At 52.5% G+C, this 26,086-nt stretch carries 14 protein-coding genes, 4 tRNA genes and 3 rRNA genes; 11 read left to right on the top strand and 10 right to left on the bottom strand.

What is annotated here, in order from left to right; all coding sequences use genetic code 11:
- Positions 1-67: 67 nt before the first annotated feature.
- From GALF_RS05855 to GALF_RS05815, 9 genes are all read right to left on the bottom strand, one after another.
- Positions 68-1,234, bottom strand: coding sequence for a nucleotide sugar dehydrogenase (locus GALF_RS05855; protein WP_013293133.1), 1,167 nt, complete (start codon positions 1,232-1,234; stop codon positions 68-70).
- A 210-nt stretch (positions 1,235-1,444) separates the two neighbouring features.
- The gene (locus GALF_RS05850) at positions 1,445-2,566 is read right to left on the bottom strand and encodes a sugar phosphate nucleotidyltransferase (RefSeq protein WP_013293132.1); all 1,122 of its coding nucleotides are present in this window, start codon (positions 2,564-2,566) and stop codon (positions 1,445-1,447) included.
- 227 nt (positions 2,567-2,793) lie between these two features.
- Positions 2,794-2,869: transfer RNA gene (locus GALF_RS05845), tRNA-Lys, on the bottom strand.
- 88 nt (positions 2,870-2,957) lie between these two features.
- A 5S ribosomal RNA gene (gene rrf / locus GALF_RS05840) occupies positions 2,958-3,071 on the bottom strand.
- Positions 3,072-3,237: 166 nt separating this feature from the next.
- A 23S ribosomal RNA gene (locus GALF_RS05835) occupies positions 3,238-6,134 on the bottom strand.
- A 340-nt stretch (positions 6,135-6,474) separates the two neighbouring features.
- A tRNA-Ala gene (locus tag GALF_RS05830) sits at positions 6,475-6,550 on the bottom strand.
- Positions 6,551-6,568: 18 nt separating this feature from the next.
- A tRNA-Ile gene (locus GALF_RS05825) sits at positions 6,569-6,645 on the bottom strand.
- Between the two features lie 61 nt (positions 6,646-6,706).
- Positions 6,707-8,242, bottom strand: a 16S ribosomal RNA gene (locus GALF_RS05820).
- Together the 16S, 23S and 5S rRNA genes with 4 tRNA genes alongside form the textbook arrangement of a ribosomal RNA operon.
- A gap of 301 nt (positions 8,243-8,543) precedes the next feature.
- Positions 8,544-8,620 (bottom strand) — tRNA-Met (locus GALF_RS05815).
- Between the two features lie 214 nt (positions 8,621-8,834).
- Between GALF_RS05815 and GALF_RS05810 the strand changes: the two genes are divergently transcribed.
- The 11 genes from GALF_RS05810 to GALF_RS05760 all read left to right on the top strand — a co-directional run bounded on the left by GALF_RS05810 (position 8,835) and on the right by GALF_RS05760 (position 23,008).
- On the top strand, positions 8,835-9,935 hold the full coding sequence (locus tag GALF_RS05810) for an efflux RND transporter periplasmic adaptor subunit (protein WP_013293131.1): 1,101 nt from the start codon (positions 8,835-8,837) through the stop codon (positions 9,933-9,935).
- Complete coding sequence (locus GALF_RS05805) at positions 9,935-13,009, top strand: efflux RND transporter permease subunit (protein ID WP_013293130.1); 3,075 nt, start codon at positions 9,935-9,937, stop codon at positions 13,007-13,009. Before GALF_RS05810 ends, GALF_RS05805 begins: the two co-directional genes overlap by 1 nt.
- On the top strand, positions 13,006-13,317 hold the full coding sequence (locus GALF_RS05800) for a DUF3240 family protein (RefSeq protein WP_013293129.1): 312 nt from the start codon (positions 13,006-13,008) through the stop codon (positions 13,315-13,317). The genes GALF_RS05805 and GALF_RS05800 overlap by 4 nt, the downstream gene beginning before the upstream one ends.
- Positions 13,314-14,648 carry a TolC family protein gene (locus GALF_RS05795; RefSeq protein ID WP_013293128.1) on the top strand — a complete coding sequence of 445 codons (1,335 nt, stop codon included), beginning with the start codon at positions 13,314-13,316 and terminating at the stop codon, positions 14,646-14,648. Before GALF_RS05800 ends, GALF_RS05795 begins: the two co-directional genes overlap by 4 nt.
- Positions 14,645-14,899, top strand: coding sequence for a SemiSWEET transporter (locus tag GALF_RS05790; protein ID WP_013293127.1), 255 nt, complete (start codon positions 14,645-14,647; stop codon positions 14,897-14,899). Before GALF_RS05795 ends, GALF_RS05790 begins: the two co-directional genes overlap by 4 nt.
- A 3-nt stretch (positions 14,900-14,902) precedes the next feature.
- On the top strand, positions 14,903-15,724 hold the full coding sequence (locus tag GALF_RS05785; protein WP_013293126.1) for a class I SAM-dependent methyltransferase: 822 nt from the start codon (positions 14,903-14,905) through the stop codon (positions 15,722-15,724).
- Between the two features lie 146 nt (positions 15,725-15,870).
- Positions 15,871-16,692 carry an alpha/beta hydrolase gene (locus GALF_RS05780; RefSeq protein ID WP_013293125.1) on the top strand — a complete coding sequence of 274 codons (822 nt, stop codon included), beginning with the start codon at positions 15,871-15,873 and terminating at the stop codon, positions 16,690-16,692.
- A gap of 109 nt (positions 16,693-16,801) precedes the next feature.
- Positions 16,802-17,041, top strand: coding sequence for an acyl carrier protein (locus GALF_RS05775; protein WP_013293124.1), 240 nt, complete (start codon positions 16,802-16,804; stop codon positions 17,039-17,041).
- A gap of 9 nt (positions 17,042-17,050) precedes the next feature.
- Complete coding sequence (locus GALF_RS05770) at positions 17,051-18,292, top strand: beta-ketoacyl-[acyl-carrier-protein] synthase family protein (RefSeq protein WP_013293123.1); 1,242 nt, start codon at positions 17,051-17,053, stop codon at positions 18,290-18,292.
- Positions 18,293-18,316: 24 nt separating this feature from the next.
- Positions 18,317-21,358, top strand: a complete 3,042-nt coding sequence (locus GALF_RS05765; protein WP_013293122.1) for an efflux RND transporter permease subunit — start codon at positions 18,317-18,319, stop codon at positions 21,356-21,358.
- A gap of 81 nt (positions 21,359-21,439) precedes the next feature.
- Positions 21,440-23,008: an MFS transporter gene (locus GALF_RS05760; protein ID WP_013293121.1), complete on the top strand. Its 1,569-nt coding sequence runs from the start codon at positions 21,440-21,442 to the stop codon at positions 23,006-23,008.
- A 17-nt stretch (positions 23,009-23,025) separates the two neighbouring features.
- Here GALF_RS05760 and GALF_RS14890 read toward each other — a convergent pair whose 3' ends face one another.
- The gene (locus GALF_RS14890) at positions 23,026-26,067 is read right to left on the bottom strand and encodes a sensor domain-containing protein (RefSeq protein ID WP_013293120.1); all 3,042 of its coding nucleotides are present in this window, start codon (positions 26,065-26,067) and stop codon (positions 23,026-23,028) included.
- Positions 26,068-26,086 lie beyond the last annotated feature (19 nt).

The following is a 26,086-nucleotide window of genomic DNA, read 5'->3' as shown; positions in this document are numbered from 1 at the left end:
CAAATGCGAAGCACCTCATGGACTAGGTACCTGCTACGCCGCCGGACAGCGTAGCGCCGCGCGAAAATCAATCGCTGCCGAACAAGTCGCGGGTATAAACCTTAGCCTCCACATCCGACAAATCGGTGCTCATACGGTTAGCGACGATCACATCGGCTTCTTTTTTAAATTGCGCCAGATCATTCACGACACGCGAATGGAAAAACTGTGATTCGTGCAACGCGGGCTCATAGACGATGACTTCAATTCCCTTAGCCTTGATGCGCTTCATGATGCCTTGTATGCTCGATGCCCTGAAGTTATCTGAGCCGGCTTTCATGATCAGGCGGTGGATGCCGACGATATTCGGCTTGCGTTTGATGATATCGAAGGCAATGAAGTCTTTGCGGGTGGTGTTGCTATCCACAATGGCTTGCATGATGTTTTGTGGCACGTCGTTGTAGTTAGCCAGCAGTTGCTTGGTGTCTTTAGGCAGGCAGTAGCCACCGTAACCAAATGATGGATTGTTGTAATGGTCACCTATGCGCGGGTCAAGACAGACGCCATCAATGACTTGTTTGCTATCCAATCCGTGTGTGGCCGCATAGGTATCGAGTTCATTGAAATAGGCTACGCGCATCGCAAGAAAGGTATTAGCAAACAGCTTGATGGCTTCTGCTTCAGTAGAGTCGGTGAACAGCGTGTCGATATTCTGTTTGACGGCGCCCTGCTTGAGCAAACCGGCGAAAATTTCGGCGCGCTTCGAACGCTCGCCGATGACGATGCGCGACGGATACAGGTTGTCGTGAAGCGCACGGCCTTCACGCAAGAACTCGGGCGAAAAGATCAGGTTTTCGCAACCGGTCGTTTGTTTTAGCTTGGCGGTGTACCCCACCGGTACCGTGGACTTGATGATCATCACGGCCTGCGGATTGATCGCGGTCACGTCTTTGATGACCGACTCGATCGATTTTGTATTGAAATAGTTAGTTTCCGGATCGTAATCTGTGGGCGTCGCGATGATCACATAATCGGCACCAGTATAGGCGTCCACTTTGTCGAGCGTCGCCCTGAAGTTGAGTGTCCTGTGCTGCAAGTAATCCTCGATTTCGACATCTTCGATAGGCGACTGCTTGCGGTTGAGCATCGCAACCTTTTCGGGGATGATGTCGATGGCCACCACTTCATTGTGTTGGGAAAGCAAAATCGCGTTGGAAAGTCCAACGTAACCTGTACCGGCGATAGCAATTTTCATAGATATAATTTCAAAGTTTAAGCCTGCGAGAGGCTTGCCAGAGACCGCGGAGATCCATTTCCTGCACCTGAACAAAGCCACCTATTGCTGCCTGCCGGTGCAAGATAAACATCCACTCAAGGCCGGATTCTGATTCGAAGCGACATTTTAGTCAATGAATTAACCCAAATGAGCGCACCACTCAGTGCCCTCACCGTCCGGCACCAACCCTCAGGTACAACGCCGTCCCCGCGCATCGCCCCAGCGCAAATCCGTGCCTTCATCGCCCAGATAGTAAGTCTCGCCGCTGCAATGGTCGAAATAGTATGTTGGCGACACGATGGTCTGATCAAAAATCATGCCGGCGCTGATGCGGGTGTAATTGAGCAGAATACTACGTATCACCTGCGCATCCCGGCAAATATGGGAACCATGCGAAATCCACGCCGGGCCGGCGATTTTTGCACCCGCCTCGATGCAGACACCCGAATCGATATACACAGGGCCGGAAATTTCCACGTTATCCCAGTCGATACGGGTGTTGATACCCACCCAGACCCCCGGCTTGACCTGGGTACCCGGCATTTGCATGTGCGGCAATTCTCCCCGGAGCACGCGCTGCAGCACCGTCCAGTAATCCGACACCTGACCGATATCGATCCAGTTAAAGAAGCGCTTTTGCGCATAAAACGGCATGCCCTTTTCGACCAGCATCGGGAACAGCTGACTGCCGATATCGAAGACCTCGCCCTGCGGAATCAGATTGATCGCCTCGGGCTCGAAAATATAGATCCCGGTACTGGCAAAATTTGAACGGGCTTGCTCGGGTGCAGGCTTTTCCTGAAAGGAGATGATGCGACCATCCTCATCTGTTTCAACCACACCGTAGTTGCCGACCTCGCTGTTCGGCACTTCGAGGGTCACTACGCTGACCATGGCCTTTTTGGCCTTGTGTTCGAAAACTGCCGCACCGATATCCAGATCAATCAGCGCATCGCCGCAAATCACGATAGTTGTGGTATCGAAAAATCCGCCAAAATCCTGAATCTTGCGCATACCGCCGGCAGAGCCTAACGGTTGCGGGGTAATCTCGCCGTGATCGTATACCCCTTCGTATGAATAGCCGATCTGCACCCCCCAGCGACTGCCATTGTCGAAATAATTTTCGATTTTCCAGTGCTTGTGGGCCACATTGACCATAATTTCATCGACGTTATACTTCGCCAGATGTTCGATCAGATATTCCATCACCGGCTTGCCGAGAATTGGAATCATCGGCTTGGGCAGATCCTGAGTTAACGGTCGAACACGGGTGCCCTTGCCCGCTGCAAGGATCATGCCTTTAATTTTCATAAAACAACACGGTGATGAGAGTGGCGCCGATTATACATTTCTCAAGACGCATATCTATAGCGCAAAGTAGCTAGATAATTGCGTGAACAGGCCGCAAGGCATCTGATTGAAAGGGCTCAGGCTTGCAACAGGCGATCAGACAAATGCATAGAGGGTGTGATTTGGTATTATGATGTGGCATCACAGACAATAAAAAAGCCTTGCATCGATGCAAGGCTTAGTTTATTTGGTGGGTCGTGCGGGGATCGAACCTGCGACAAACGGATTAAGAGTCCGCTGCTCTACCAGCTGAGCTAACGACCCGTTTTGACTTAATAAATCATCAAAATGGTTAGTACTTAGTGCTGCTTTACACAAAAGCCCTCTTTCGAGGGCTTAGTGTTTATAAGGAGTCTGACGATGACCTACTTTCACATGGGTAATCCACACTATCATTGGCGCGGAGTCGTTTCACTGTCCTGTTCGGGATGGGAAGGAGTGGGACCAACTCGCTATGGTCGTCAGACAAACTGGTAAGTCGTTTGCGATGTTCTGCAAACCACTATGTTTGTTGTTTCTTGCCGCCATTATACATGGTTTCAAGAAATATTATCTGGAAGAAGTAAAGTAAGTCTTTGATTGTACTTGCGTTACATATATAAGACCGTTTTATCAGCCCTACTTAATGTTATAGGATCAAGCCTCACGAGCAATTAGTATTGGTTAGCTTAACGCATTACTGCGCTTCCACACCCAACCTATCAACGTCCTGGTCTCGAACGACTCTTTAGAAGGCTTAAAGCCTAGGGAAATCTTATCTCAAGGCGAGTTTCCCGCTTAGATGCTTTCAGCGGTTATCTCTTCCAGATTTAGCTACCCGGCAATACCACTGGCGTGATAACCGGTACACCAGAGATCTGTCCACTCCGGTCCTCTCGTACTAGGAGCAGGTCCCTTCAAATTTCCAACGCCCAAGGCAGATAGGGACCAAACTGTCTCACGACGTTTTAAACCCAGCTCACGTACCACTTTAAATGGCGAACAGCCATACCCTTGGGACCGGCTACAGCCCCAGGATGTGATGAGCCGACATCGAGGTGCCAAACTCCCCCGTCGATATGAACTCTTGGGAGGAATCAGCCTGTTATCCCCAGAGTACCTTTTATCCGTTGAGCGATGGCCCTTCCATACAGAACCACCGGATCACTATGACCTACTTTCGTATCTGCTCGACTTGTCAGTCTCGCAGTTAAGCATCCTTTTGCCATTGCACTATCAGTACGATGTCCGACCGTACCTAGGATACCTTCGTACTCCTCCGTTACAATTTGGGAGGAGACCGCCCCAGTCAAACTGCCTACCATGCACGGTCCCCAACCCCGATAAGGGGTCTAGGTTAGAATCTCAAACACACCAGGCTGGTATTTCAAGGTTGGCTCCATAAGAACTGGCGTCCCTACTTCACAGCCTCCCAGCTATCCTACACAGGTCTATTCAAAATCCAATGCAAAGCTACAGTAAAGGTTCATGGGGTCTTTCCGTCTAGCCTCGGGTAGATTGCATCTTCACAAACATTTCAACTTCGCTGAGTCTCGGGTGGAGACAGTGTGGCCATCGTTACGCCATTCGTGCAGGTCGGAACTTACCCGACAAGGAATTTCGCTACCTTAGGACCGTTATAGTTACGGCCGCCGTTTACTGGGACTTCAATCAAGAGCTTGCACCCCATCATTTAATCTTCCAGCACCGGGCAGGCGTCACACTCTATACGTCCACTTTCGTGTTTGCAGAGTGCTGTGTTTTTAATAAACAGTCGCAGCCACCATTTCACTGCAACCCCATCGAGCTTCGGACGCGAAGTCCTACACTCTACCGGGGCGCACCTTCTCCCGAAGTTACGGTGCAAATTTGCCGAGTTCCTTCACCCGAGTTCTCTCAAGCACCTTAGAATTCTCATCCTGCCCACCTGTGTCGGTTTGCGGTACGGTCCCAATATAACTGAAGCTTAGTGGCTTTTCTTGGAAGCTTGGTATCAGCAACTTCTCGCTCAAAGAGCAATCGTTATCACGCCTCAGAATTGACCTCCCGGATTTGCCTAAGAGATCTCCCTACACGCTTGAACAGCCTATTCCAACAGACTGCTTGCCTAACCTTCTCCGTCCCCACATCGCATTATATTGAGGTACAGGAATATTAACCTGTTTCCCATCGACTACGCATTTCTGCCTCGCCTTAGGGGCCGACTCACCCTGCGCCGATGAACGTTGCGCAGGAAACCTTGGGCTTTCGGTGAGGGAGCCTTTCACTCCCTTTATCGCTACTCATGTCAGCATTCGCACTTCTGATACCTCCAGCATCCCTCACAGGACACCTTCGCAGGCCTACAGAACGCTCTCCTACCATATCAACACCCATATAGAGTGTTCAATATCCGCGATTTCGGTGCATAGTTTGAGCCCCGTTACATCTTCCGCGCAGGACGACTCGATCAGTGAGCTATTACGCTTTCTTTAAATGATGGCTGCTTCTAAGCCAACATCCTGACTGTTTTAGCCTTCCCACTTCGTTTTCCACTTAACTATGTCTTGGGGACCTTAATCGGCGGTCTGGGTTGTTTCCCTCTTGACACCGGACGTTAGCACCCGATGTCTGTCTCCCACGCTCGCACTTCTCGGTATTCGGAGTTTGCAATGGTTTGGTAATCAGCAATAGACCCCTAGCCATGACAGTGCTCTACCCCCGAGAGTGATACGTGAGGCACTACCTAAATAGTTTTCGGAGAGAACCAGCTATTTCCAAGTTTGTTTAGCCTTTCACCCCTATCCACAGCTCATCCCCTAATTTTTCAACATTAGTGGGTTCGGACCTCCAGTTGGTTTTACCCAACCTTCATCCTGGCCATGGATAGATCACTTGGTTTCGGGTCTACGCCCAGCAACTATCGCCCTTATCAGACTCGGTTTCCCTACGCCTCCCCTATTCGGTTAAGCTCGCTACTGAACGTAAGTCGCTGACCCATTATACAAAAGGTACGCAGTCACGGAACAAGTCCGCTCCCACTGTTTGTATGCATGCGGTTTCAGGATCTATTTCACTCCCCTTCCGGGGTTCTTTTCGCCTTTCCCTCACGGTACTGGTTCACTATCGGTCGATTACGAGTATTTAGCCTTGGAGGATGGTCCCCCCATATTCAGACAAGGTTTCTCGTGCCCCGCCCTACTTGTCGTAACCCTAGTTCCACACCACTGTTTTTACCTACGGGACTATCACCCACTATGGTCAGACTTTCCAGACTGTTTGGTTAACAATGATGCTAAAAGTTACAGGCTGCTCCGTGTTCGCTCGCCACTACTTACGGAATCTCGGTTGATTTCTTTTCCTTCAGGTACTTAGATGTTTCAGTTCCCTGAGTTCGCTTCACGAAGCCTATGTATTCAGCTTCGGATGACCCCGAAGGGCCGGGTCTCCCCATTCAGATATCTACGGATCAAAGCTTATTGCCAGCTCCCCGTAGCTTTTCGCAGGCTATCACGTCTTTCATCGCCTGTAATCGCCAAGGCATCCACCACATGCACTTATTCGCTTGACCCTATAACGTTAAGTCCTCAGTGTTGCCACTAAGGCGTTATATATGTTTCGCAATTTAAATCTTCGTTACATCAGATTGATTTAAGGATCTGATTTCGCAAAGGTTTGTGTACAAACCATGATGACTAATCACGGAATGTCTTGATACAATCAAAAACCCATTTAAGTTAAACATGTAATCATAAGAATGGAGTTAACCAACCTGACTCATACATGAATCACTTCTTTACTTCTTCCAAATTTTTAAAGAACATCTTATCGGCAAAAGCCAATATCGAAACCCTAAAGGTTTAAATATGGGTTCTTGCAACTTCTTACTACCACCACTACTTCTCAGTTAATGGTGGAGGTTAACGGGATCGAACCGTTGACCCCCTGCTTGCAAAGCAGGTGCTCTCCCAGCTGAGCTAAACCCCCGGCAAAACTATTTCTAACTGGTGGGTCTAGTTGGACTCGAACCAACGACCCCTGCGTTATCAACACAGTGCTCTAACCAGCTGAGCTACAGACCCAGGTAATACTCTTAAATTAAACAATCGATGAGTGTAGGCACTCAATTTCCGGATTCTCTAGAAAGGAGGTGATCCAGCCGCACCTTCCGATACGGCTACCTTGTTACGACTTCACCCCAGTCATGAAACCCACCGTGGTAAGCGCCCTCCTTACGGTTAGGCTACCTACTTCTGGCAGATTCCACTCCCATGGTGTGACGGGCGGTGTGTACAAGACCCGGGAACGTATTCACCGCGACATGCTGATCCGCGATTACTAGCGATTCCGACTTCATGGAGTCGAGTTGCAGACTCCAATCCGGACTACGACGCGCTTTCTGAGATTAGCTCCCCCTCGCGGGTTGGCAACCCTCTGTACGCGCCATTGTATTACGTGTGAAGCCCTACCCATAAGGGCCATGAGGACTTGACGTCATCCCCACCTTCCTCCGGTTTATCACCGGCAGTCTCATTAAAGTGCCCAACTAAATGATGGCAATTAATGACAAGGGTTGCGCTCGTTGCGGGACTTAACCCAACATCTCACGACACGAGCTGACGACAGCCATGCAGCACCTGTGTTCAGATTCTCTTTCGAGCACAATCACATCTCTGCGATCTTTCTGACATGTCAAGGGTAGGTAAGGTTTTTCGCGTTGCATCGAATTAATCCACATAATCCACCGCTTGTGCGGGTCCCCGTCAATTCCTTTGAGTTTTAATCTTGCGACCGTACTCCCCAGGCGGTCAACTTCACGCGTTAGCTACGGTACTAAGGAAGTCTCCTCCCCCAACACCTAGTTGACATCGTTTAGGGCGTGGACTACCAGGGTATCTAATCCTGTTTGCTCCCCACGCTTTCGTGCATGAGCGTCAGTATTAACCCAGGGGGCTGCCTTCGCCATTGGTATTCCTCCACATATCTACGCATTTCACTGCTACACGTGGAATTCTACCCCCCTCTGCTATACTCTAGTCTTCCAGTTTCAAATGCAGTTCCCAGGTTGAGCCCGGGGATTTCACATCTGACTTAAAAAACCGCCTGCGCACGCTTTACGCCCAGTAATTCCGATTAACGCTCGCACCCTACGTATTACCGCGGCTGCTGGCACGTAGTTAGCCGGTGCTTCTTCTTCCGGTACCGTCATCTACTCCTAGTATTAATAGAAGCAATTTCTTTCCGGCTGAAAGAGCTTTACAACCCGAAGGCCTTCTTCACTCACGCGGTATGGCTGGATCAGGCTTTCGCCCATTGTCCAAAATTCCCCACTGCTGCCTCCCGTAGGAGTCTGGACCGTGTCTCAGTTCCAGTGTGGCTGGTCGTCCTCTCAGACCAGCTACGGATCGTCGCCTAGGTGAGCCTTTACCTCACCTACTAGCTAATCCGATATCGGCCACTCCGAAAGCGAGAGGTCTTGCGATCCCCCCCTTTCCCCCTCAGGGCATATGCGGTATTAGCGTAACTTTCGCTACGTTATCCCCCACTTCCGGATATGTTCCGATATATTACTCACCCGTTCGCCACTAACTAAAGAGCAAGCTCTTTAATCCGTTCGACTTGCATGTGTAAAGCATACCGCCAGCGTTCAATCTGAGCCAGGATCAAACTCTTAAGTTCAATACCTGTTTTGGTTCACTGCTGAACCGATCTTACTCAAAGAAAATCACATAACATGATTTTTTTCGACTTTGCGTAAGCACTACTATATTTTAAAGTCGTTATCTTTTTAAGCTCCATAAGAAGCCGATAACTACCAAAAATCAAGCACCTACACTCGTCGATTGTTTAATTTATGTTTTTAAAGAGCGTTCGCTTTGCAGCGAAGAGGTCAGCATTATAGAGACTTAAAACTTATTGTCAACTACATTTTGAAATCTTTTATTTCTAATCGCAGCGTTTATTCTACGACTCTTAAAACTGGTTGCGGGGACAGGATTTGAACCTATGACCTTCGGGTTATGAGCCCGACGAGCTACCGAGCTGCTCCACCCCGCGTCAGAAAACGAACTATAGCAAAGCCTACCCATCACGTCAAACAATATTTACTTTATTTATCAAATATCGCAATTGAGTGAACTATTCACACCCGCGATAGGACTACTGCAGCGTAATACATTAAGGTTTGCGGCATCGTACGCGCTAATCTACTATCATTTCATCTTGCAACCAGTAATATATGCGTACGCTATCGCGCGCAACGGAGTTATATATGTATAAGTCATCGTTATTGCTTGGAATCGTATTCCTGTCGACCATCCAAACCGCCAGTGCAGCAATTGATGACATTGCAATCAATGCCAAGCAAATTGCCTCGTTAGGTATTGCGATTAGCCCCTTACCCGCTAAGCAATCCGGCGAAGTTTCAGGGCTCCCCGGACAAGTCATCGTTCCGGGCAATCAACTGTATGTTGTGAGCACCCCGCTCCCCGCACTGATCGAGCAGATTCTGGTCGGTGTCGGCGATAGCGTCAAAAGGGGTCAGGCCATCGCCCTGCTGCAAAGTCCGGCGCTCGCTGAAGTGCAGCGCGGATTGCTGCAGTCTGCCGCGCAAAAGCAGCTCAGCCGTGACAATTTAGCCCGCGATCAGTCCTTATATAAGGATGGAATAATTTCCGAGAGCCGGCTACGCAATTCACAGGCCTTAGCCCTCGAAGCTCAGGCCGCATTTTCCGAGCGTCGTCAGATGCTGCGCATCTCAGGCATGTCTGATAGCGCCATCACCCAACTGCAATCGAGCAGCAATTTAAGCAGCCAACTTACCGTCTCCTCGCCTATCGATGGTGTCGTACTTGAAAAGACGGCCGGCGCAGGTCAGCGTCTCGATGCGGCCGTGCCTATTTTCAAGATCGCCCGCGTCGACTCGCTCTCACTGGAAATTCAGGCCCCGCTCGCGATGGTGCGTGATCTTAAGGTGGGCGCGCCCATTACCATCCCTGCCTATAACGCCAGCGGCAAACTCACGGCAATCGGCCACAGCCTGACCGGCACCAATCAAACAGTATTGCTGCGCGGCGTCATACTGCAAGGCATGAAAAATTTGCGTCCCGGGCAGTTCGTCGAAACATCCGTCGGCACATCGAATGGCAGCGGCGCTCAATGGGAAGTATCCAACGGTGCGATTGCCCGTCTAGATGGTCGCGCCGTGGTCTTTGTCAGAACACCGCAGGGATTTCATGCCGTAACAGTCAAAATCCTTAACGAAGGCGCGCAAAACAGCGTCATCAGCGGCACGCTCAAAGGGGTCGAGCAAATTGCAACGCACGGCGTCTCGGCGCTCAAATCCAGCATGATGGGCATCGGGGATAAATAATGCTATCTAAACTCGTTGAATTCGCGCTCACCCAGCGTCTCCTAGTTGCGGCAATGACGCTGCTGCTGATCGGCGCGGGCATCGCCTCGTTCCGCGACCTGCCGATTGATGCCTTCCCGGACGTCTCATCCACACAGGTCAAACTGATCATGAAGGCGCCCGGCATGACGCCCGAGGAAGTTGAAGCGCGCATCGTTACGCCGATCGAGCTTGAAATGCTGGGCATTCCCAATCAGCGCATCATGCGCTCGATTTCTAAATATGCGATCGCCGACATCACGATCGATTTTAATGAGGGCACCGATATCTATTGGGCCAGACAACAGGTTGCCGAGCGCCTCAACAATGCGCAACGCGACTTACCGGCCTCCGCATCGGGAGGACTGGCCCCGATTACAACGCCGCTGGGCGAAATGTTCATGTTCACCGTGGAAGGCGATGGCGTGTCTCTTGAAGACCGACGCACGATACTCGACTGGATTATCCGCCCGGCGCTGCGCACCCTGCCTGGCGTTGCCGACGTCAATTCGTTAGGCGGCCTGGCACGCAGCTTCGAAGTGGTCCCCGATCACAACGCCTTAGCCTCTCACGGCATCTCGTTTGCCATGCTGCAACAGGCTATACAAGCCAATAACCGCAACGACGGTGCAGGCCGCATCAATGACGGAGATGAAGCCTTGCTGGTGCGCGCCGAAGGCAGTGTTAAGAACCTTCAAGACGTCCGCAACATTGTGATCGCCAGCCCTGCCGGCAATCCGATCCGTGTCGGAGATGTGGCTCAAGTGCGCATCGGCAGCATGACGCGCTACGGCGTGGTGACCAAAGACGGTCGCGGCGAAGCGGTTGAAGGCTTAGTCTTAGGGCTGCGCGGTGCGAATGCACAAAAAGTCGTTGCGGGTGTGCAGGCCAAATTACTGGAACTCGCGCCAACGTTACCCAAAGGCGTCACGACTAAAGTATTTTATGATCGCGGCAGCTTGGTGAATCGCGCCATCGGCACCGTTTCAAAGGCGCTCACCGAAGCCATCGTGCTGGTGGTGATCCTGCTGGTGCTGTTTCTGGGCAACCTGCGCGCCGCTGTCGTGGTCGCGATCACGCTGCCGCTGGCCGTATTGATCACCTTCATTCTGATGCAGCAGTTCGGCATGTCTGCCAACCTGATGAGTCTGGGGGGACTGGCCATCGCTATCGGTATGCTGGTCGACGGCTCCGTTGTCGTGATGGAAAACATCATCAATCATCTGGCAGGCCGTCGCGCACATATCCCGCATCTGCACGTGATCTACCGCGCGGTTAAAGAGGTCATCACGCCGGTCGCCGCAGGGGTGGCCATCATCATCATCGTGTTCCTGCCCCTGATGACGCTGCAAGGACTCGAAGGCAAGCTGTTCATCCCTGTCGCCCTCACCATCGTGTTTGCGCTGGCAGGCTCTTTGATTCTGTCGCTCACCGTTGTGCCTATGCTGTCCTCGCTGCTGATCAAGACCGCCAGTCACGACGAACCCTGGCTGGTACGCAAAGCGATGGCAATCTACACCCCCCTGCTGGAGAAGGCGCTAAAAAAAGAGCGTGTCGTGATTGCGTCGGCGCTACTCGTGCTCGCAATCAGCGGTGGCGTCTATACCCTGATCGGCAAAGCCTTCATGCCGGAAATGGACGAAGGCGACCTGATCATGCAGGTTTCAAAACTGCCCTCCATCAACATCGCACAAACAGCAGCTATGGATGAGCGCATCCAAAGAGCGATACTGGACGCGGTACCTGAAGTCAAAGGCATCGTCTCGCGCGCCGGCGCCGATGAACTGGGGCTGGATCCGATGGGACTCAATGAAACGGATAACTTTCTGGTATTGAAACCGCAAGCCGAGTGGCGCAATCCGGACAAAAACGCCATCGTCGATCACGTGCGTAGTGTAATGAGCGATTTTCCCGGCGTCGAATACAGTTTTACGCAACCGATTGCCATGCGCGTATCTGAAATGCTCACCGGTGCGCGCGGCGACATCGCAATCAAAATTTTCGGTACCGATCTCAACAAACTCAATGAGGCTGCCGAACACATGGTCAAGGTATTGCAGGGCATACGCGGCAGCGAAGATGTCTTCACCGTTAAAAACAGCGGCGTGCAGTATTTCCGCGTTGTCATCGACCGCTTAGCGGCCGGCCGTCTGGGCCTCAGCGTAGACGACATCGGCAATGCCCTGCGCAGCCAGATTGAAGGACAAAATCTGGGCACAGTCATCGAGAATGGCCGCCGCACCCCGCTTATCATGCGGGGGGAAATCGACATACAACAATCCCCGGCACTCTTTGCAGCGCTGACCCTGCCACTGCCCAACGGACACAGCGTGCCGCTCTCGGTCGTCGCTAAACTCGAACGCGTCGACGGCCCCGTGAAAGTCGATCGCGAAAACGGCATGCGCATGGTGGTCGTGCAAAGCAATGTACGCGACCGCGATTTGGTGGGGTTTGTTGAAGAGGCCAAATCGGCTGTAGCGGACCAGATCAAACTGCCGCAAGGGTATCGCCTGACCTGGGGCGGACAATTTGAAAACCAGCAGCGTGCAGCAGCGCGTCTGGCCGTGGTCGTACCCGTCGCGCTTGGCATGATCTTTATGCTGCTATTCGCCACCTTCGGCTCGGTGAAACAAGCCGTCCTGGTGCTGACCAACATTCCCTTTGCACTGATAGGCGGCATCTTTGCGTTATGGATTAGCGGAGAATACATGTCAGTGCCCGCCTCCGTCGGTTTTATCGCGCTGCTGGGGATTGCCGTGCTCAACGGCGTGGTGATGGTCTCGTACTTCAATCAGTTGGTAGCCCAAGGCATGGACATCACGCAGGTGGTCTTCGAAGGCGCCAAACGCCGCCTGCGCCCGGTATTGATGACCGCCAGCATTACCGCCTTTGGTCTGCTGCCGGTGCTGTTTGCGACCGGCCCCGGATCTGAAATCCAGAAACCGCTCGCCATCGTGGTCACAGGAGGACTCATTAGTTCAACGCTGTTGACGCTGATCATGCTGCCTATCCTATATCGCCGCTTCGGTCTTGACTCTGCCAGGAAATCCAAATGAAAGAAATGAATTGCTGTCTGACGCTGGTGTGTCACAAATCGCAGGAAGAGCGTCTGGTCGACCATCTGCTCGAACACCCGGACTGGGTACGCGGCTTTTCGCTGACCCGCATCGAAGGCGGCAGCCAGAAGGAAAAGCTGCCCAGCATGCTCGAACAGGTACGCGGCCGCTCGCAACGCGTGCAAATCGTCTCCGTCATGAACTGCGATGATGCGCACGAACTGATCGCACACCTCAAACGCCACGAAGCCAATCCGGAAATAGCCTACTGGATGACCCCGGTGATCGAATTCGGGAGGCTGGCATGATAAAAACAGTCGTAAGTCGTACACCCGCAAGGGGTAGGCCGTGCGGTTCCCGCAGCTCAAGCTGCGACCGCTACGCTCAGGCGTTAGTCGTAAGTTATTTCGTTAGCGCGTCATTACTCACGGGATTCACCAATGCGGCAGAGATTAACCGGCCTGATCTGCCGCCGCCGGCGCAAGTTGAGCGCGCGCTGAACGAACACCTGCTGGTGCTCAATGCGGCCAGCGGACTCAAGATGGAGCAGGCCAATCAGCGCAAATGGAACAGCGGCAGCTATGAATTCAACCTGCGCGCTGGCTCCTCGCAGCGCAATATCGTCAATACCGGGCAAAAGCTCAAGGAATGGGATGTCGCTTTAGAGCGCCCGTTGCGTCTGATCAACAAGGTCGGTATAGATGAAGATATTGGTGCCGCCGGCGTGTCACGTGCCGAATATGCCTTAGGCGACGCACACCATGAAGCCGGACGACTGCTGTTAAAACTTTGGTTTAACTGGCAACGCGAACAGGCGAGTGCGCTACTTTGGCAAAAGCAACGGGATATCCTCAATCAGCAGTCTCAGATGACCGAAAAGCGCGTAAAAGCGGGGGACGCACCCAAACTTGAGCTCAATCTGGCCCAAGCTGCCGCGGCACAGGCCGGCGTTGCCTGGCATCAGGCGCAATTGCGCGCGCAACTTGCCGGCAACGATCTGGCGCGCCCCTTCCCGGCCGTTCAATTACCGGAAAAGCCAAACACCGTAACGCCGGTGGCGATCGAGCATGATTTCGCATTCTGGAAATCACGCATCTTAGATGACAATCACGAACTCGCCATGGTGCAGGCGCACACGCACGTCCAGCAGCTGCTCGCCGATCGCAGCCGCGCCGACCGGATTCCCGATCCGACGGTCGGTCTGCGCTATTCAAATGAGATGGGTGGCAATGAAAAAGTGGCCGGCGTATATCTCACCGTACCGATCTCCTTCGGACATCGCAGCGCGACCGCTGAAGGGGTTGCGCAACAAGCAGCCATTGCTATCGATCAGGAAACCTACGTCAAACGACGCCTGGAAGGCGATATTTTTGCCGCCCATTTGCAGGCGGTACAGAGTTTTGCTAGCTGGCAGCAGGCGCGTGATGCCGCACAATTCATCCGCAGCAACGCCGAACTGGTTGCGCGCGCCTACACCTTAGGTGAGGCGTCCCTGTCCGACAGTCTGAACGCCCGCCGCGTTGCGCTGGAATCCTCCATGGCCGAAAATCTCGCGCAACTGGATGCCAACGAGGCGCATTACCGTCTGCTGCTCGATGCGCACCTGTTGTGGGCGCAAGAGGAAGCGCACCTGCCATGATCAGCGCAGAGATCATCGGCAGCCTCGCCGCCACGCTGACCACCACGGCCTTTATCCCGCAAGCCTGGCAGGTGTGGCGCACGCGCCATACGGCCGACATATCGCTCGGCATGTACGCACTGTTCACCACAGGTGTTGCACTTTGGCTGGGATATGGCATGCTGTTGAACGCTTGGCCTATCATCATCGCCAATTTCATCACACTGCTGCTGGCAGGAATTGTCCTGCTGATGAAACTTAAATTTGGATAACTGATGTCACACATACCTGAAATTAAAGCCGAACAATCGATCGAACTGCTCAAAGAACTGCACATCCTGACGCGCGACGGCAAGCTCAATCAGGATAGCCGCCGAAAACTCAAGCAGGTCTACCATCTCTACCACTTTATCGAACCGCTACTCAAGGAACTGCTCGCCGTTAAACCCGGGCTCACGCTGGCCGATCACGGCGCGGGCAAGTCCTATCTGGGTTTCATCCTCTACGATTTATTCCTAAAATCGCTCGAATCCGGCCACGTTTACGGCATCGAAACCCGCGAAGCGCTGGTCGCCAAATCTCAGGAATTAGCCGACAAACTACAGTTTTCGCGCATGACTTTCCTGAATTTATCCGTGGAAGAATCCATCCATTCGACCGAACTGCCAGAGCAGATCGACATCGTCACCGCACTGCACGCCTGCAACACCGCCACCGATGACGCCATCAAATTCGCCCTGCACAAGCGCGCAAAATATATCGTACTGGTCCCCTGCTGCCAGGCTGAAGTCTCAAGCGTGCTAAATAAACATAAAAATCAATCCTTTGCAAAAACCCCGCTCTCCGAAATCTGGCGCCACCCTATCCATAGTCGCGAATTCGGCAGCCACCTGACTAACGTGCTGCGCTGCCTGCTGCTCGAATCCCGCGGTTATCAGGTGACCGTCACTGAACTGGTGGGCTGGGAACACTCAATGAAAAATGAGCTCATCATTGCGAAACATCAGGGTCAACCGCGCAAAGATGCGCAACAACGCCTATCGAGCATTCTTGAGGAATTGAATCTGGAAGCACTGCGCGACCGTTTTATTTACTAAATTGAACAGACTTTTCTGACGACACCACGCACGAATACCCTATAATCCGGCCCCTTCTGAGCAAGTGTGAACCCTTGCTGAAAACTGACCTGCCACCTGTCACAGGGGCCTAGTCATCAGACGCGACGTAAATACAGGCCAAATGAATGGATACAGTTAAATTAGTTGGCGGCGAACACGCGGTGTTGCTGGTGCATGGACTGCAAGGCGGCCCGACAGAAATGCTCCCGCTGGCAAAGCGCTTAAATCAGGCAGGCTACTCGGTGTACGTACCGCACTTTGCCGGCTACGGTTACCACGATGGCGATACCACGCATTCCGTCACACCCTGGCAGGACTGGCACAAACTGGTCTTAGATGAAGTGGCGATCCTGAAGCAAACGCACACCACCGTATCACTCGGCGGTCTATGTATCGGTGCGGTCTTAGCGCTGAGCGTTGCGGCAGACTCGGGCAGCGACGTCGCGGCCTTGTCTTTACTGAGCACGACCCTGTATTACGACGGCTGGAGCATCCCCTGGTACCGCTTCGTGCTGCCGATCGGCTACTACACGCCGTTTCGCTATTTTTACAGCTATTCCGGCCGCCCGCCTTTTGGCATCAAAAACGAACAATTGCGCAAATGGGTGATTCGCGAAATGAATCACAAAGAATCCTCAATTGCCGCCGTCTCGAATCTATGCCTGCCCGCCATACACGAGGCCGAATTGCTGATTAAAGCCGTCAAAGCACGCCTGCCTGCAATCGAAACCCCGACGTTGGTCATCCACGCGACAGAAGACGATGTCTGTTCGCCGCGCAGCGCGGAATATGTGATGCAGCATATCGGATCAAAACAACGGGAGTGCGTCATGTTGGGCAATAGCTATCACATGATCACCGTGGATAACGACAGAGAACAGGTTGCCAGCGAAACCATACGATTTTTTAACTCGACACAAGCTGAAAAAGTCAGCTCCCTGCCCTGAAATCAGCAAGCACCAGCTCATGCTGCTAGCTAATCCTTGCAAAAACGTCTCAATTTTAGGACTGTTTCAGTTATAATTCGCCGCAAATAATTTAACAAGACACTAAGCTATGAGTTCACTACCAACCATACAGCGCATGATGGTCGAACAATTCGACCTGAAAATTGAAAGCCTGACACCCGATGCAACGCTGGAGAGTCTGGGACTCGATTCCCTCTCCGTCATCGAATTCATGTTCAATCTTGAAGATGAGCTAAAAATCAAATTACCCGATGAACGGGTCGAAATCAAAACACTGCAGGACGTGACCGATCTGGTCGACAGAATTGTCGCCGAACAAGCGGCTTAATCACACGGCATGAGCAGACGCGTTGTCATCACAGGATTAGGGATCGTATCCCCTGCGGGCTCATCACCTGAGGAGTTTTTCAACAATCTGATGGCAGGGCGATCCGGCATCAAGCCACTCACCTGCAGCTTTGTTGATCAGCTCTCCATCAAGATCGCAGCCTCCGTCGATGACTTCAATCCTGCCGCACATTTTTCAAAAATCCAGCTCACCGGCATCGAACGATTCAGCCAGATGGCGCTGGTCGCGGCTGAACAAGCCGTGCAGGATGCACAACTCGTGCTTGACGAGACAGAATACTCTCGCGCAGGCGTCTATATGGGTTCGTGTCTGGGCGGTGCCGGTACACTCGAAGACGGTTATGTCGAAGTTTTCAAACGCAACAACCCGCGCATCAAACCGCTGAGCGTACTGCTTAGCATGAACAATGCAGCCGCCTCACACCTGTCGATCAAATACCATCTGCAAGGCCCGAACATCACCTACTCGACCGCATGCTCATCATCTGCGATTGCCGTGGGCGAAGCTTACCGGCAGATCAAGCACGGTTACGCGGATGTCATGTTAGCCGGCGGTGCTGAAGCCATGCTGACGCTGGGCGCTATGAAAGCATGGGAAGCCCTGCGCACGCTGGCGCATGAAGATCCGGAAGATCCCGGCGCATCCTGCAAACCCTTCTCGAAAAATCGCAACGGACTGGTTTTAGGCGAAGGCGCTGCGGTGCTGGTGCTCGAAGACGCGGAACGTGCGATCCAACGCGGCGCTAAAATTTACGGCGAACTGGCAGGCTACGATTGCTCGTCCGATTCGAGCCACATTACCAAGCCTGACTCAGCGGGCCAGACACGCACAATATTGAGCGCGCTGCGCGATGCAAAGTTACAGCCGTCCGACATCGGTTACATCAACGCACACGGCACCGCCACACTAGCGGGCGACATCGAGGAAACCAAGGCCTTAAAACTGGCTTTTGGGGCTGAGGCCTACAAAATTCCGGTGAGCTCCACCAAATCCATGCACGGCCACCTGATGGGCGCAACAGGTGCGGTAGAATTTATGGCGGCCGTCTTAGCACTGCAACATCAGGCAGTCCCCCCAACCATCAATCTGCAACAACCCGACCCTGAGTGTGACCTCGACTATGTAGCGAATCAAGGCCGTACTAATGTACCGCTCAATGCGGTGATGTCCAATTCATTCGCGTTCGGCGGCACCAATGCCGTGCTGATTGCGCAGCGTTTTGTGGCTTAATCTTCACCTGACGCCCCCACACCGATGAAAGATTTCAATCTTTCGGCCTGGGCTCTAAAACATCAGGCGCTGCTCATGTATGCGCTCTCGGCACTCTTGCTGGCAGGCCTATTTTCCTACACACAACTGGCCAAAAAAGAAGATCCTGACTTCACGTTCAAGGTCATGACCGTCACGCTGGCATGGCCCGGCGCCAGCGCACGCGAAATAGAACAGCAAGTCACCGACCGCGTGGAGCGTAAGCTGCAGGAAACGCACTGGCTGGACAATGTCAGCAGCTATTCCAAAGCGGGTGAAGCGGTCATCTTCGTCACACTGCGCGATTCGATGCCTCCTGCCGAGCTGGAACACTCATGGAATCAGGTCAGAAAAGCGCTCTCCGACCTGCGCCGCGATCTACCCGATGGTGTAGGCGATCCCGTTATCAATGACAATTTCGGCGAAACTTACGCCTCGATCTATGCGTTCACCTCGAATTCGCTGAGTAATGCCCAGTTAGCCGCCGAAGCCGGTAAAGTGCGCGAGGAGCTGCTCAGAATCAAAAACGTCAGCAAGATCAAACTGCTGGGCGTCCAGCAGGAGAAGATTTACATCGAATTTTCCAGCAAAAAAATGGCTGCACTTGGCATCGATCCTCTGCTGATCGCCACGGCACTCACAGCGCAAAATGCGATGGAGCCGGCAGGCGAGCTGCTCGCTCACGACAACATCACTCGCCTGCGCGTGAGCGGCGACTTCAGCTCGGTCAAAAGCATACAGGACATCGGCATTAAGGCCGGCGGCAAAATACACCGGCTGGGCGATGTATGCCACGTCTATCGTTCGTACGCCGACCCCGCTGAGTTCAAGATGCGTACACAGGGGCGGGACGCCATCAGCCTTGCCATTTCAATGGCACCTGAGGGCAACGTAACCTCGCTTGGATTGGCACTGGACAGCGAATTTATCCGCATCAAAAAACTGCTGCCGGCCGACGTGACGGTACATCAGATCTCCAATCAACCCGCCGTCGTCAAAAAATCCATCAGCGAATTCATGAGCGCACTGCTGGAGGCGCTCGCGATCGTACTGGCGGTGAGTTTTCTGAGTCTGGGGCTGCGGGCAGGACTGGTGGTGGGGCTCTCGATTCCGCTGGTGTTAGCCGGCACTTTCCTGTTAATGGAATTATTCGGCATCGACTTGCAGCGCGTGTCATTAGGCGCGCTGATCATCGCGCTGGGCCTCTTGGTTGACGACGCCATGATCGCCGTTGAAATGATGAAGGTCAAACTCGAACAAGGTTACAGCAAACTGCATGCGGCCAGTTTTGCCTACACCAGTACCGCCTTTCCGATGCTCACCGGCACGCTGATTACCGCTGCGGCCTTTTTACCGGTCGGCCTTGCCAAGTCGTCCGCCGGCGAATACACCTTTTCCATTTGCGCCGTCGTCACCATCGCCCTGCTCGTCTCGTGGCTGGTCGCAGTGGTTTTCACCCCGTTTATCGGTTACCGGCTGCTGAAAGCGGCCGACGCACCAACGGCAGACCATTACCGCGAAGGCTTTTACGCCCGTTTTCGCGTGCTGGTTGAAGGGTGTCTGGATCACAGAAAAAGCGTGCTTGCATTGACGACACTGCTGTTCGTGATGGCTGTAGCGGGATTTTCAAAAGTAGAACAAGAGTTTTTCCCGCCGTCAGAAAGGCCTGAGCTGCTGATGGATATCTGGCTACCGGAAGGAACCCCTTTTTCCACCACCGAACGCATTGCGCTTGCCGTTGAAAAAGAACTGCAGAATGACGTCAACATCATTAACTACACGAGCTATCTGGGCGGCAGCACCCCCAGATTTTATCTGCCGCTGGATTTACCACTGCCCAGCGTCAATTACGCGCAGATTGTGATTACCAGCAAAGATAGCTCCGCTCGCGAGATCGTACTCAAACGCCTGCGAAAAATGATCGATACCGACTATCCCGATTCAGGATTACGCATCTCACGTCTCGAAAATGGACCTCCTGTCGGCTATCCCGTGCAATTCAGAGTGGTCGGGACCGATCCTGAAAAATTGCGCGAAATCGCGCAACAAGTCGCAGGCGTCGTGAAAAAAAATCCCGATACCAAAAACGTAATACTCGATTCAAACGAAAAGATCCACATTCTCAACGTCGAGGTAGATCAGGAAAAAGGACGTTCCCACGGTTTGTCTTCTCAGGAAATCTCCAGAAATCTGCAGGCTTTTCTTTCCGGATTATCGGTCACCAGCCTGCGCGAAGCCGAAAAACGCATTGAAATTATTGCGCGCGCCGAATCTGCCGAGCGTGGCGATCCGGCATCGCTAAGCCAGCTCAACCTCTACAGCGAACACGGCAAATCCGTGCCCCTCAACCAGATCGCCAAAATCAGCGAAAAGGAAGAGGACGGCATCATCTGGCGCATGAACCGGCGTCCCGTGGTCACCGTGCGCGCCGATGTTCCCGATGACGTGCGCGCACCGGATGTGAGCGCCGCCATCGACAGCCAGCTTGCCGGCATCCGCGCCACCCTGCCGGCGGGCTATCGGATTGAGGCTGGCGGCGCGATGGAGGACAGCAGCAAGGCACAGGATTCGATCATCGAAATTTTGCCACTGATGGGATTTTTGATCATCACACTGCTGATGCTTCAACTCAAGCAATACAAACAGGTCACGCTGGCCCTGCTGACCGCGCCGCTCGGGATTATCGGTGTGACGGCCTCGCTGCTGGCCTTTAATGTACCGTTTGGCTTCGTTGCCATGCTGGGCATGATTTCACTCTCAGGCATGATCATGCGCAACTCAGTCATCCTGCTCAATCAAATCACTCAGGATCTGGATGAAGGTATGGAGCACTGGGATGCGATCGTCGAATCCACCGTGCGCCGCTTCCGCCCGATTATGCTCACGGCCGCCGCGGCGATACTGGCGATGATTCCGCTCACTCGCAGCGTATTCTGGGGACCCATGGCAATTGTTATCATGGGCGGACTGCTGGTTGCGACACTGCTAACACTATTTTATCTGCCAGCGCTATATGCGACCTGGTTCAAGGTTCAGCGTCCCCGCTGACCTAACCGACCTGCAATAGCAACGGCACCCGGCTGCATCTCCTGCGGAGATAAATTACGCAACACCTGATAGAATTAAGCCATGACTACCTCCCCACCGCTCACCCCGACCCAGCGTAAAGTGGTCATTTCAGCCTGCTTCGGAACCTTCCTTGAGTGGTATGACTTTCTGACCTTCGCGTCCCTGGCGACCTATTTCAGCTTACTGTTTTTCCCGCCGGACAATCCTGTCGCTGCCCTGCTCGCGAGCCTTGCCACTTTCGGCGTTGGCATGCTGGTGCGTCCGTTGGGTGCCGCTCTATTCGGATCTTTGGCTGACAAGCACGGACGGCGCCCGATCTTCATCGCAACCATCATGCTGATGGGCACCACGACCTTTGCCGTAGGACTGCTGCCGACTTACGCGCAGGCCGGCATGCTGGCGCCCGTCTTACTGCTGCTATTGCGCCTGCTGCAAGGGTTTGCCGTCGGCGGTGAAATCGGCGGTGCGGCGGTCTATCTTACCGAACATTCCCCCGTCAACCGGCGCGGATTTTATACCAGCGTACTGCAATTGATGGGCCCGCTGGGCATACTCGCCTCGACACTGCAAGTTGTCGTGCTGCAATCAGCACTAAGCGAAGCGGATTTTAACAACTGGGGCTGGCGCGTCCCTTTTTTGCTGTCAATTGTACTACTGGCAATTTCGCTTAAAAGCCGCATGAATATGATTGAATCGCCGGTATTTCTGGAAATGCAATCGAACGGCACCTTATCGAAAGCGCCGTTGCGCGAATGTTTATCGGACAGACATACGCTGGGACGCATGGCATTGTTATTTTTCTGCATTTCCGCCGGTGGCTCCCTGCTGTTCTTTTCCTCTCAGGTGTACACCAGCGTATTCCTTAAAAACGTCGTCAAATTAGAGCCCCAGCTCGCCGGCATGCTGGTGATGCTCAGCACGCTGGTATTATTTCCGCTTACGGTATTTTCCGGCTGGCTCTCAGACAAAGTGGGGCGCAGGCCGGTGTTATTAGCCGGACTGCTGCTCGGGGCGCTTACGCTCTACCCCGTATTCACGGGACTGCTTCACTATGGTAATCCGGCACTGGAGCGCTTTAACCGCAATGTGCCTGTTACGCTCTATGGTACAGCGTGCGCATACGGCCCTTTTACCGACGTACGCAACGATTGCGAACGCAATCAGGAATTGCTCTCCAAACTGGGCGTGTCCTATACGCTATACAGCGCGATGCAAAGCCGCGTCCAGATTGCGCAGACAGACATCGCGGGCTTTTCCCCCGAGCAGCTCAAACACGCCCTGATCGAAGCGGGATGGCCAGAAAAAGCCGACAATACGCAAATCAACCGCTGGATGATCTTTTTGCTGTTGTTGATTCCGGTGACGGCAGTCGGACTGATCACCGGTCCGCAAACCGTGACACTGGCAGAACTCTTTCCGGCTAGAACGCGCTATACCGCGGTTGCCCTGCCGCACAACCTGAGTGCCGGTTGGATAGGCGGTTTATCGCCGTTTATGGTCACGCTCGTCAGCGTAAAAGCCGGCGATACGCTGGCCGGTGTCGGTTATCCGGCCGTCTTGCTCGGCATGGCGTTTGTGATCGGATATTTTTTCCTGCCTGAAACACGCAACACGCCACTTGAAAACTAACTCTGGCGATTAAAATATTAGCGTGCAAGTATGGCATCGAGCTGTTCGATCGGCATCGGCTTACCAAATAAATAACCCTGATAATAATTGCAACCGATATCCTGCAAAAGCGTGTGCTGCTCCTCGGTCTCAACCCCTTCAGCAATAACGTTCAGGTTCAGGCTTTCCGCCATCGCAACAATCGTACGTACGATCGCCCTGTCGCTACTACTCGAGGACAATTCCCGCACAAAGGACTGATCGATTTTAAGCTGATTGAGCGGCAGCCTCTTGAGGTACTGCAAGGATGAATAACCCGTACCGAAATCATCCAAAGAAAACTGGATACCCATTTCCCTCAACGCATTCATGGTAACAATGATGTCTTCAATATTTTCGACCAGCATGCTCTCAGTGAGCTCGAGCTTGAGTAATTTCGGGTTAATTGCATGACGCTGTACCGTCTCTTTGACGAGGGCCACGAAATTTTTTTGATGGAACTGTTTAGCGCTGACATTGACCGCCAGCGTCAGGTCTTGCGTAAAACGCTCATCCTGCCATGAGTGAAGTTGCGCGCAGGCCGTATCCAGAACCCACTGACCTATGGGCAATATCAGCCCGGTGTCTTCTGCCAGCGGAATAAAATGCGCGGGAGAGATCAATCCACGCACCGGATGCACCCAGCGAATCAATGCTTCTGCACTTAAGGGCGTACCCACACTGTTCAATTGAATCTGATAATGCAAATGCAGCTGTTTTTTATCAACCGCTTTACGCAATTCAATTTCAAGTTCGGCGCGCTCATTGATTATTTTTTGCGTATCCAGATCGAAGAACCTCAAGGTATTCCGACCCGATTTCTTAGACTGATACATCGCAATATCGGCCTGTTTCATCAGTTCATCAATGGATAATGCGTGTCCGGCAAACAAAGTCACCCCGATGCTTGCAGCCCCATGGTATTCCTGCGAGGCCAGCGGATATACCTGATTCAGCGCAGCTAAAATTTTTTCGCCAATGAGTTCGGCTTTAGTGGCGGCATCCATTGCAAGTTCGCTCAAATTTTCGAGTATCACAACAAACTCGTCCCCCCCCAAACGCGCTAGCGTATCGTCTTCCCGTATGCAGGATTTTAATCGGAGCGCGACCTGTTTTAGCAGCGCATCCCCCATATCGTGGCCCAGGGTATCGTTCAAGGTTTTAAAATTGTCCAAGTCGATAAAGAGCAAAGCGCCGATATTTCGGTTGCGCGCACTCGATGCCAGGGCATGATTTAATCTGTCGGTTAACAACCTGCGATTGGGCAACAGGGTGAGCGGGTCATAGAACGCCAGTTTTTTAATCTCACTTTCAGCCGCTTTGTTAGCCGTAATATCTCTAAAGGTAGCCACATAATTTGCGACCTCGTTCTTGATATCCTTCACTGCGGATATCAGCAAATATTCAGGATATATTTCACCGTCTTTGCGCCGGTTCCATACCTCGCCCTCCCACTTGCCTTTCTCATTCAGCCCCTCCCACATCGACTGATAAAAGCCGGCATCATGACGGCCTGAAGCAAGAAAACAGGGATTTTTCCCCAGCACTTCCTCTGCCAGATAACCTGTAATACTGGTAAAGGCCTGATTCACACGCATGATCACATTATGACGGTCCGTAATCAGCATACCCTCCTGAGCTTCAAACGCCGCTGCCGCGATGCGCAATTCGGATTCAACTTTTTGTCGCTCGGTAATATCCGCTGCGAGTCCGATCAAACCGGTAACGTTATTTGCCGAGTCATGTAGTCTTACCCGGGTCATTTCGAGCAAATGCGCACGTCCATCGGTGAAGGGTAGCCATTCCGTCGAATAGTGAGGTTCACCCTGCATAAAACACGCCCGATCAGATTCCTTGCATTTGTCTGCGATGGACAAGGGCAGCAAATCAGAATAATGGCCGGCATCAAAAAAATCGTGTGCCGCAATCCCCAAAGCATTGCAAAAAGTCTCATTGACGAATTTTATTTTTCCGTCCACGCCCAGCATCCACATTCCCAAAGGTAAATTATCCAAAATGGTTTGAAATAATTTCCGCTCTTCATCGTGTTTTTGATTGGATAACGCGAGTGCCATTTCTGCCATTTTTCGCTCATGAATACTCTCTACAATCGCAATACCTCCGATGACATTGCCCCTCGCATCACAAGAAGCAGCGCACGTCATCGCAATCCAGCCATCGTTAAAAACAGCCTGGTATTGGCCTTCAAAATAGCCTCTGTCACCTGCCAGTGCCGCCGTCAACGCTGGAAGCACTGCATTATCGGATAGGTTGTATAAATCCAAACCGTTTACCTGCGCAACAGGGCAACCGATAAGTTCTGCAAAACGCGCATTACAATAGGTAATCACGAAGTTTAAATCGTAGTGAAAAATACCGACGGGTGAATGAGCCAGCAATAAACGATAGCGCTCTTTGCTGACGTTCATTGCAGCCTCGCGCAGCTCCCCCTCGTGACGCATGCGGATATTTTCAATCAAATTACGATTGATCAAGCGCAAGCTGACCATCAAGAAACCGAGGTAGAGCAGAACGGCAATCGCCATCGCCATCGCTAACTCATCGGAAACGATCAACAAACGGGCAATAAGCGGTGTTACGATCGACAGGGCGAAAATAACCGCACTCACCAAATCCGCCGAATAAGACACAACGCTGGCCGTCGTTAATCCAGCCAGCATAAAAATCAGGAACATCTGATGCGGCAAATTTTCCTGCGGGAATAAAAGAAATGACGCGCCCCCCCAAATCACCCCGGATACCAGAACGCCGAAGCGGAATCTCATCAGCCGGGCACTGATCACTTCTTCGGCAACTGTCGCATTACGCTGGTAGCGAACCACCAAAGCCATTCTGGCCAGCTGTACTGCTTCGAGTAGGATCAGCCATCCGACCAGAACATCATGAGAGACAACATCCCATTGTATATAAACAAGAATGATAGCCAGCAGCATACTTGCCGTCAGTGAAGGAATATGCGTTGCAAACAGATTCCGGGTTTGTTCTGACTTTAGGATCGATGTATCGTACTTGACATGCATGCGTTATGCTCTTCGATTG

Origin of the sequence: Gallionella capsiferriformans ES-2 (genome assembly GCF_000145255.1) — a bacterium.
GTDB classification, from domain to species: Bacteria; Pseudomonadota; Gammaproteobacteria; order Burkholderiales; family Gallionellaceae; genus Gallionella; species Gallionella capsiferriformans.
This window is presented reverse-complemented; position numbering and strand designations above follow the sequence as displayed.

Bases quoted from the DNA above. Each gene is read 5' to 3' on its own strand.
- GALF_RS05855 (WP_013293133.1), bottom strand. From the start codon at position 1,234: ATGAAAATTGCTATCGCCGGTACAGGTTACGTTGGACTTTCCAACGCG.
- GALF_RS05850 (WP_013293132.1), bottom strand. From the start codon at position 2,566: ATGAAAATTAAAGGCATGATCCTTGCAGCGGGCAAGGGCACCCGTGTT.
- GALF_RS05810 (WP_013293131.1), top strand. From the start codon at position 8,835: ATGTATAAGTCATCGTTATTGCTTGGAATCGTATTCCTGTCGACCATC.
- GALF_RS05805 (WP_013293130.1), top strand. From the start codon at position 9,935: ATGCTATCTAAACTCGTTGAATTCGCGCTCACCCAGCGTCTCCTAGTT.
- GALF_RS05800 (WP_013293129.1), top strand. From the start codon at position 13,006: ATGAAAGAAATGAATTGCTGTCTGACGCTGGTGTGTCACAAATCGCAG.
- GALF_RS05795 (WP_013293128.1), top strand. From the start codon at position 13,314: ATGATAAAAACAGTCGTAAGTCGTACACCCGCAAGGGGTAGGCCGTGC.
- GALF_RS05790 (WP_013293127.1), top strand. From the start codon at position 14,645: ATGATCAGCGCAGAGATCATCGGCAGCCTCGCCGCCACGCTGACCACC.
- GALF_RS05785 (WP_013293126.1), top strand. From the start codon at position 14,903: ATGTCACACATACCTGAAATTAAAGCCGAACAATCGATCGAACTGCTC.
- GALF_RS05780 (WP_013293125.1), top strand. From the start codon at position 15,871: ATGGATACAGTTAAATTAGTTGGCGGCGAACACGCGGTGTTGCTGGTG.
- GALF_RS05775 (WP_013293124.1), top strand. From the start codon at position 16,802: ATGAGTTCACTACCAACCATACAGCGCATGATGGTCGAACAATTCGAC.
- GALF_RS05770 (WP_013293123.1), top strand. From the start codon at position 17,051: ATGAGCAGACGCGTTGTCATCACAGGATTAGGGATCGTATCCCCTGCG.
- GALF_RS05765 (WP_013293122.1), top strand. From the start codon at position 18,317: ATGAAAGATTTCAATCTTTCGGCCTGGGCTCTAAAACATCAGGCGCTG.
- GALF_RS05760 (WP_013293121.1), top strand. From the start codon at position 21,440: ATGACTACCTCCCCACCGCTCACCCCGACCCAGCGTAAAGTGGTCATT.
- GALF_RS14890 (WP_013293120.1), bottom strand. From the start codon at position 26,067: ATGCATGTCAAGTACGATACATCGATCCTAAAGTCAGAACAAACCCGG.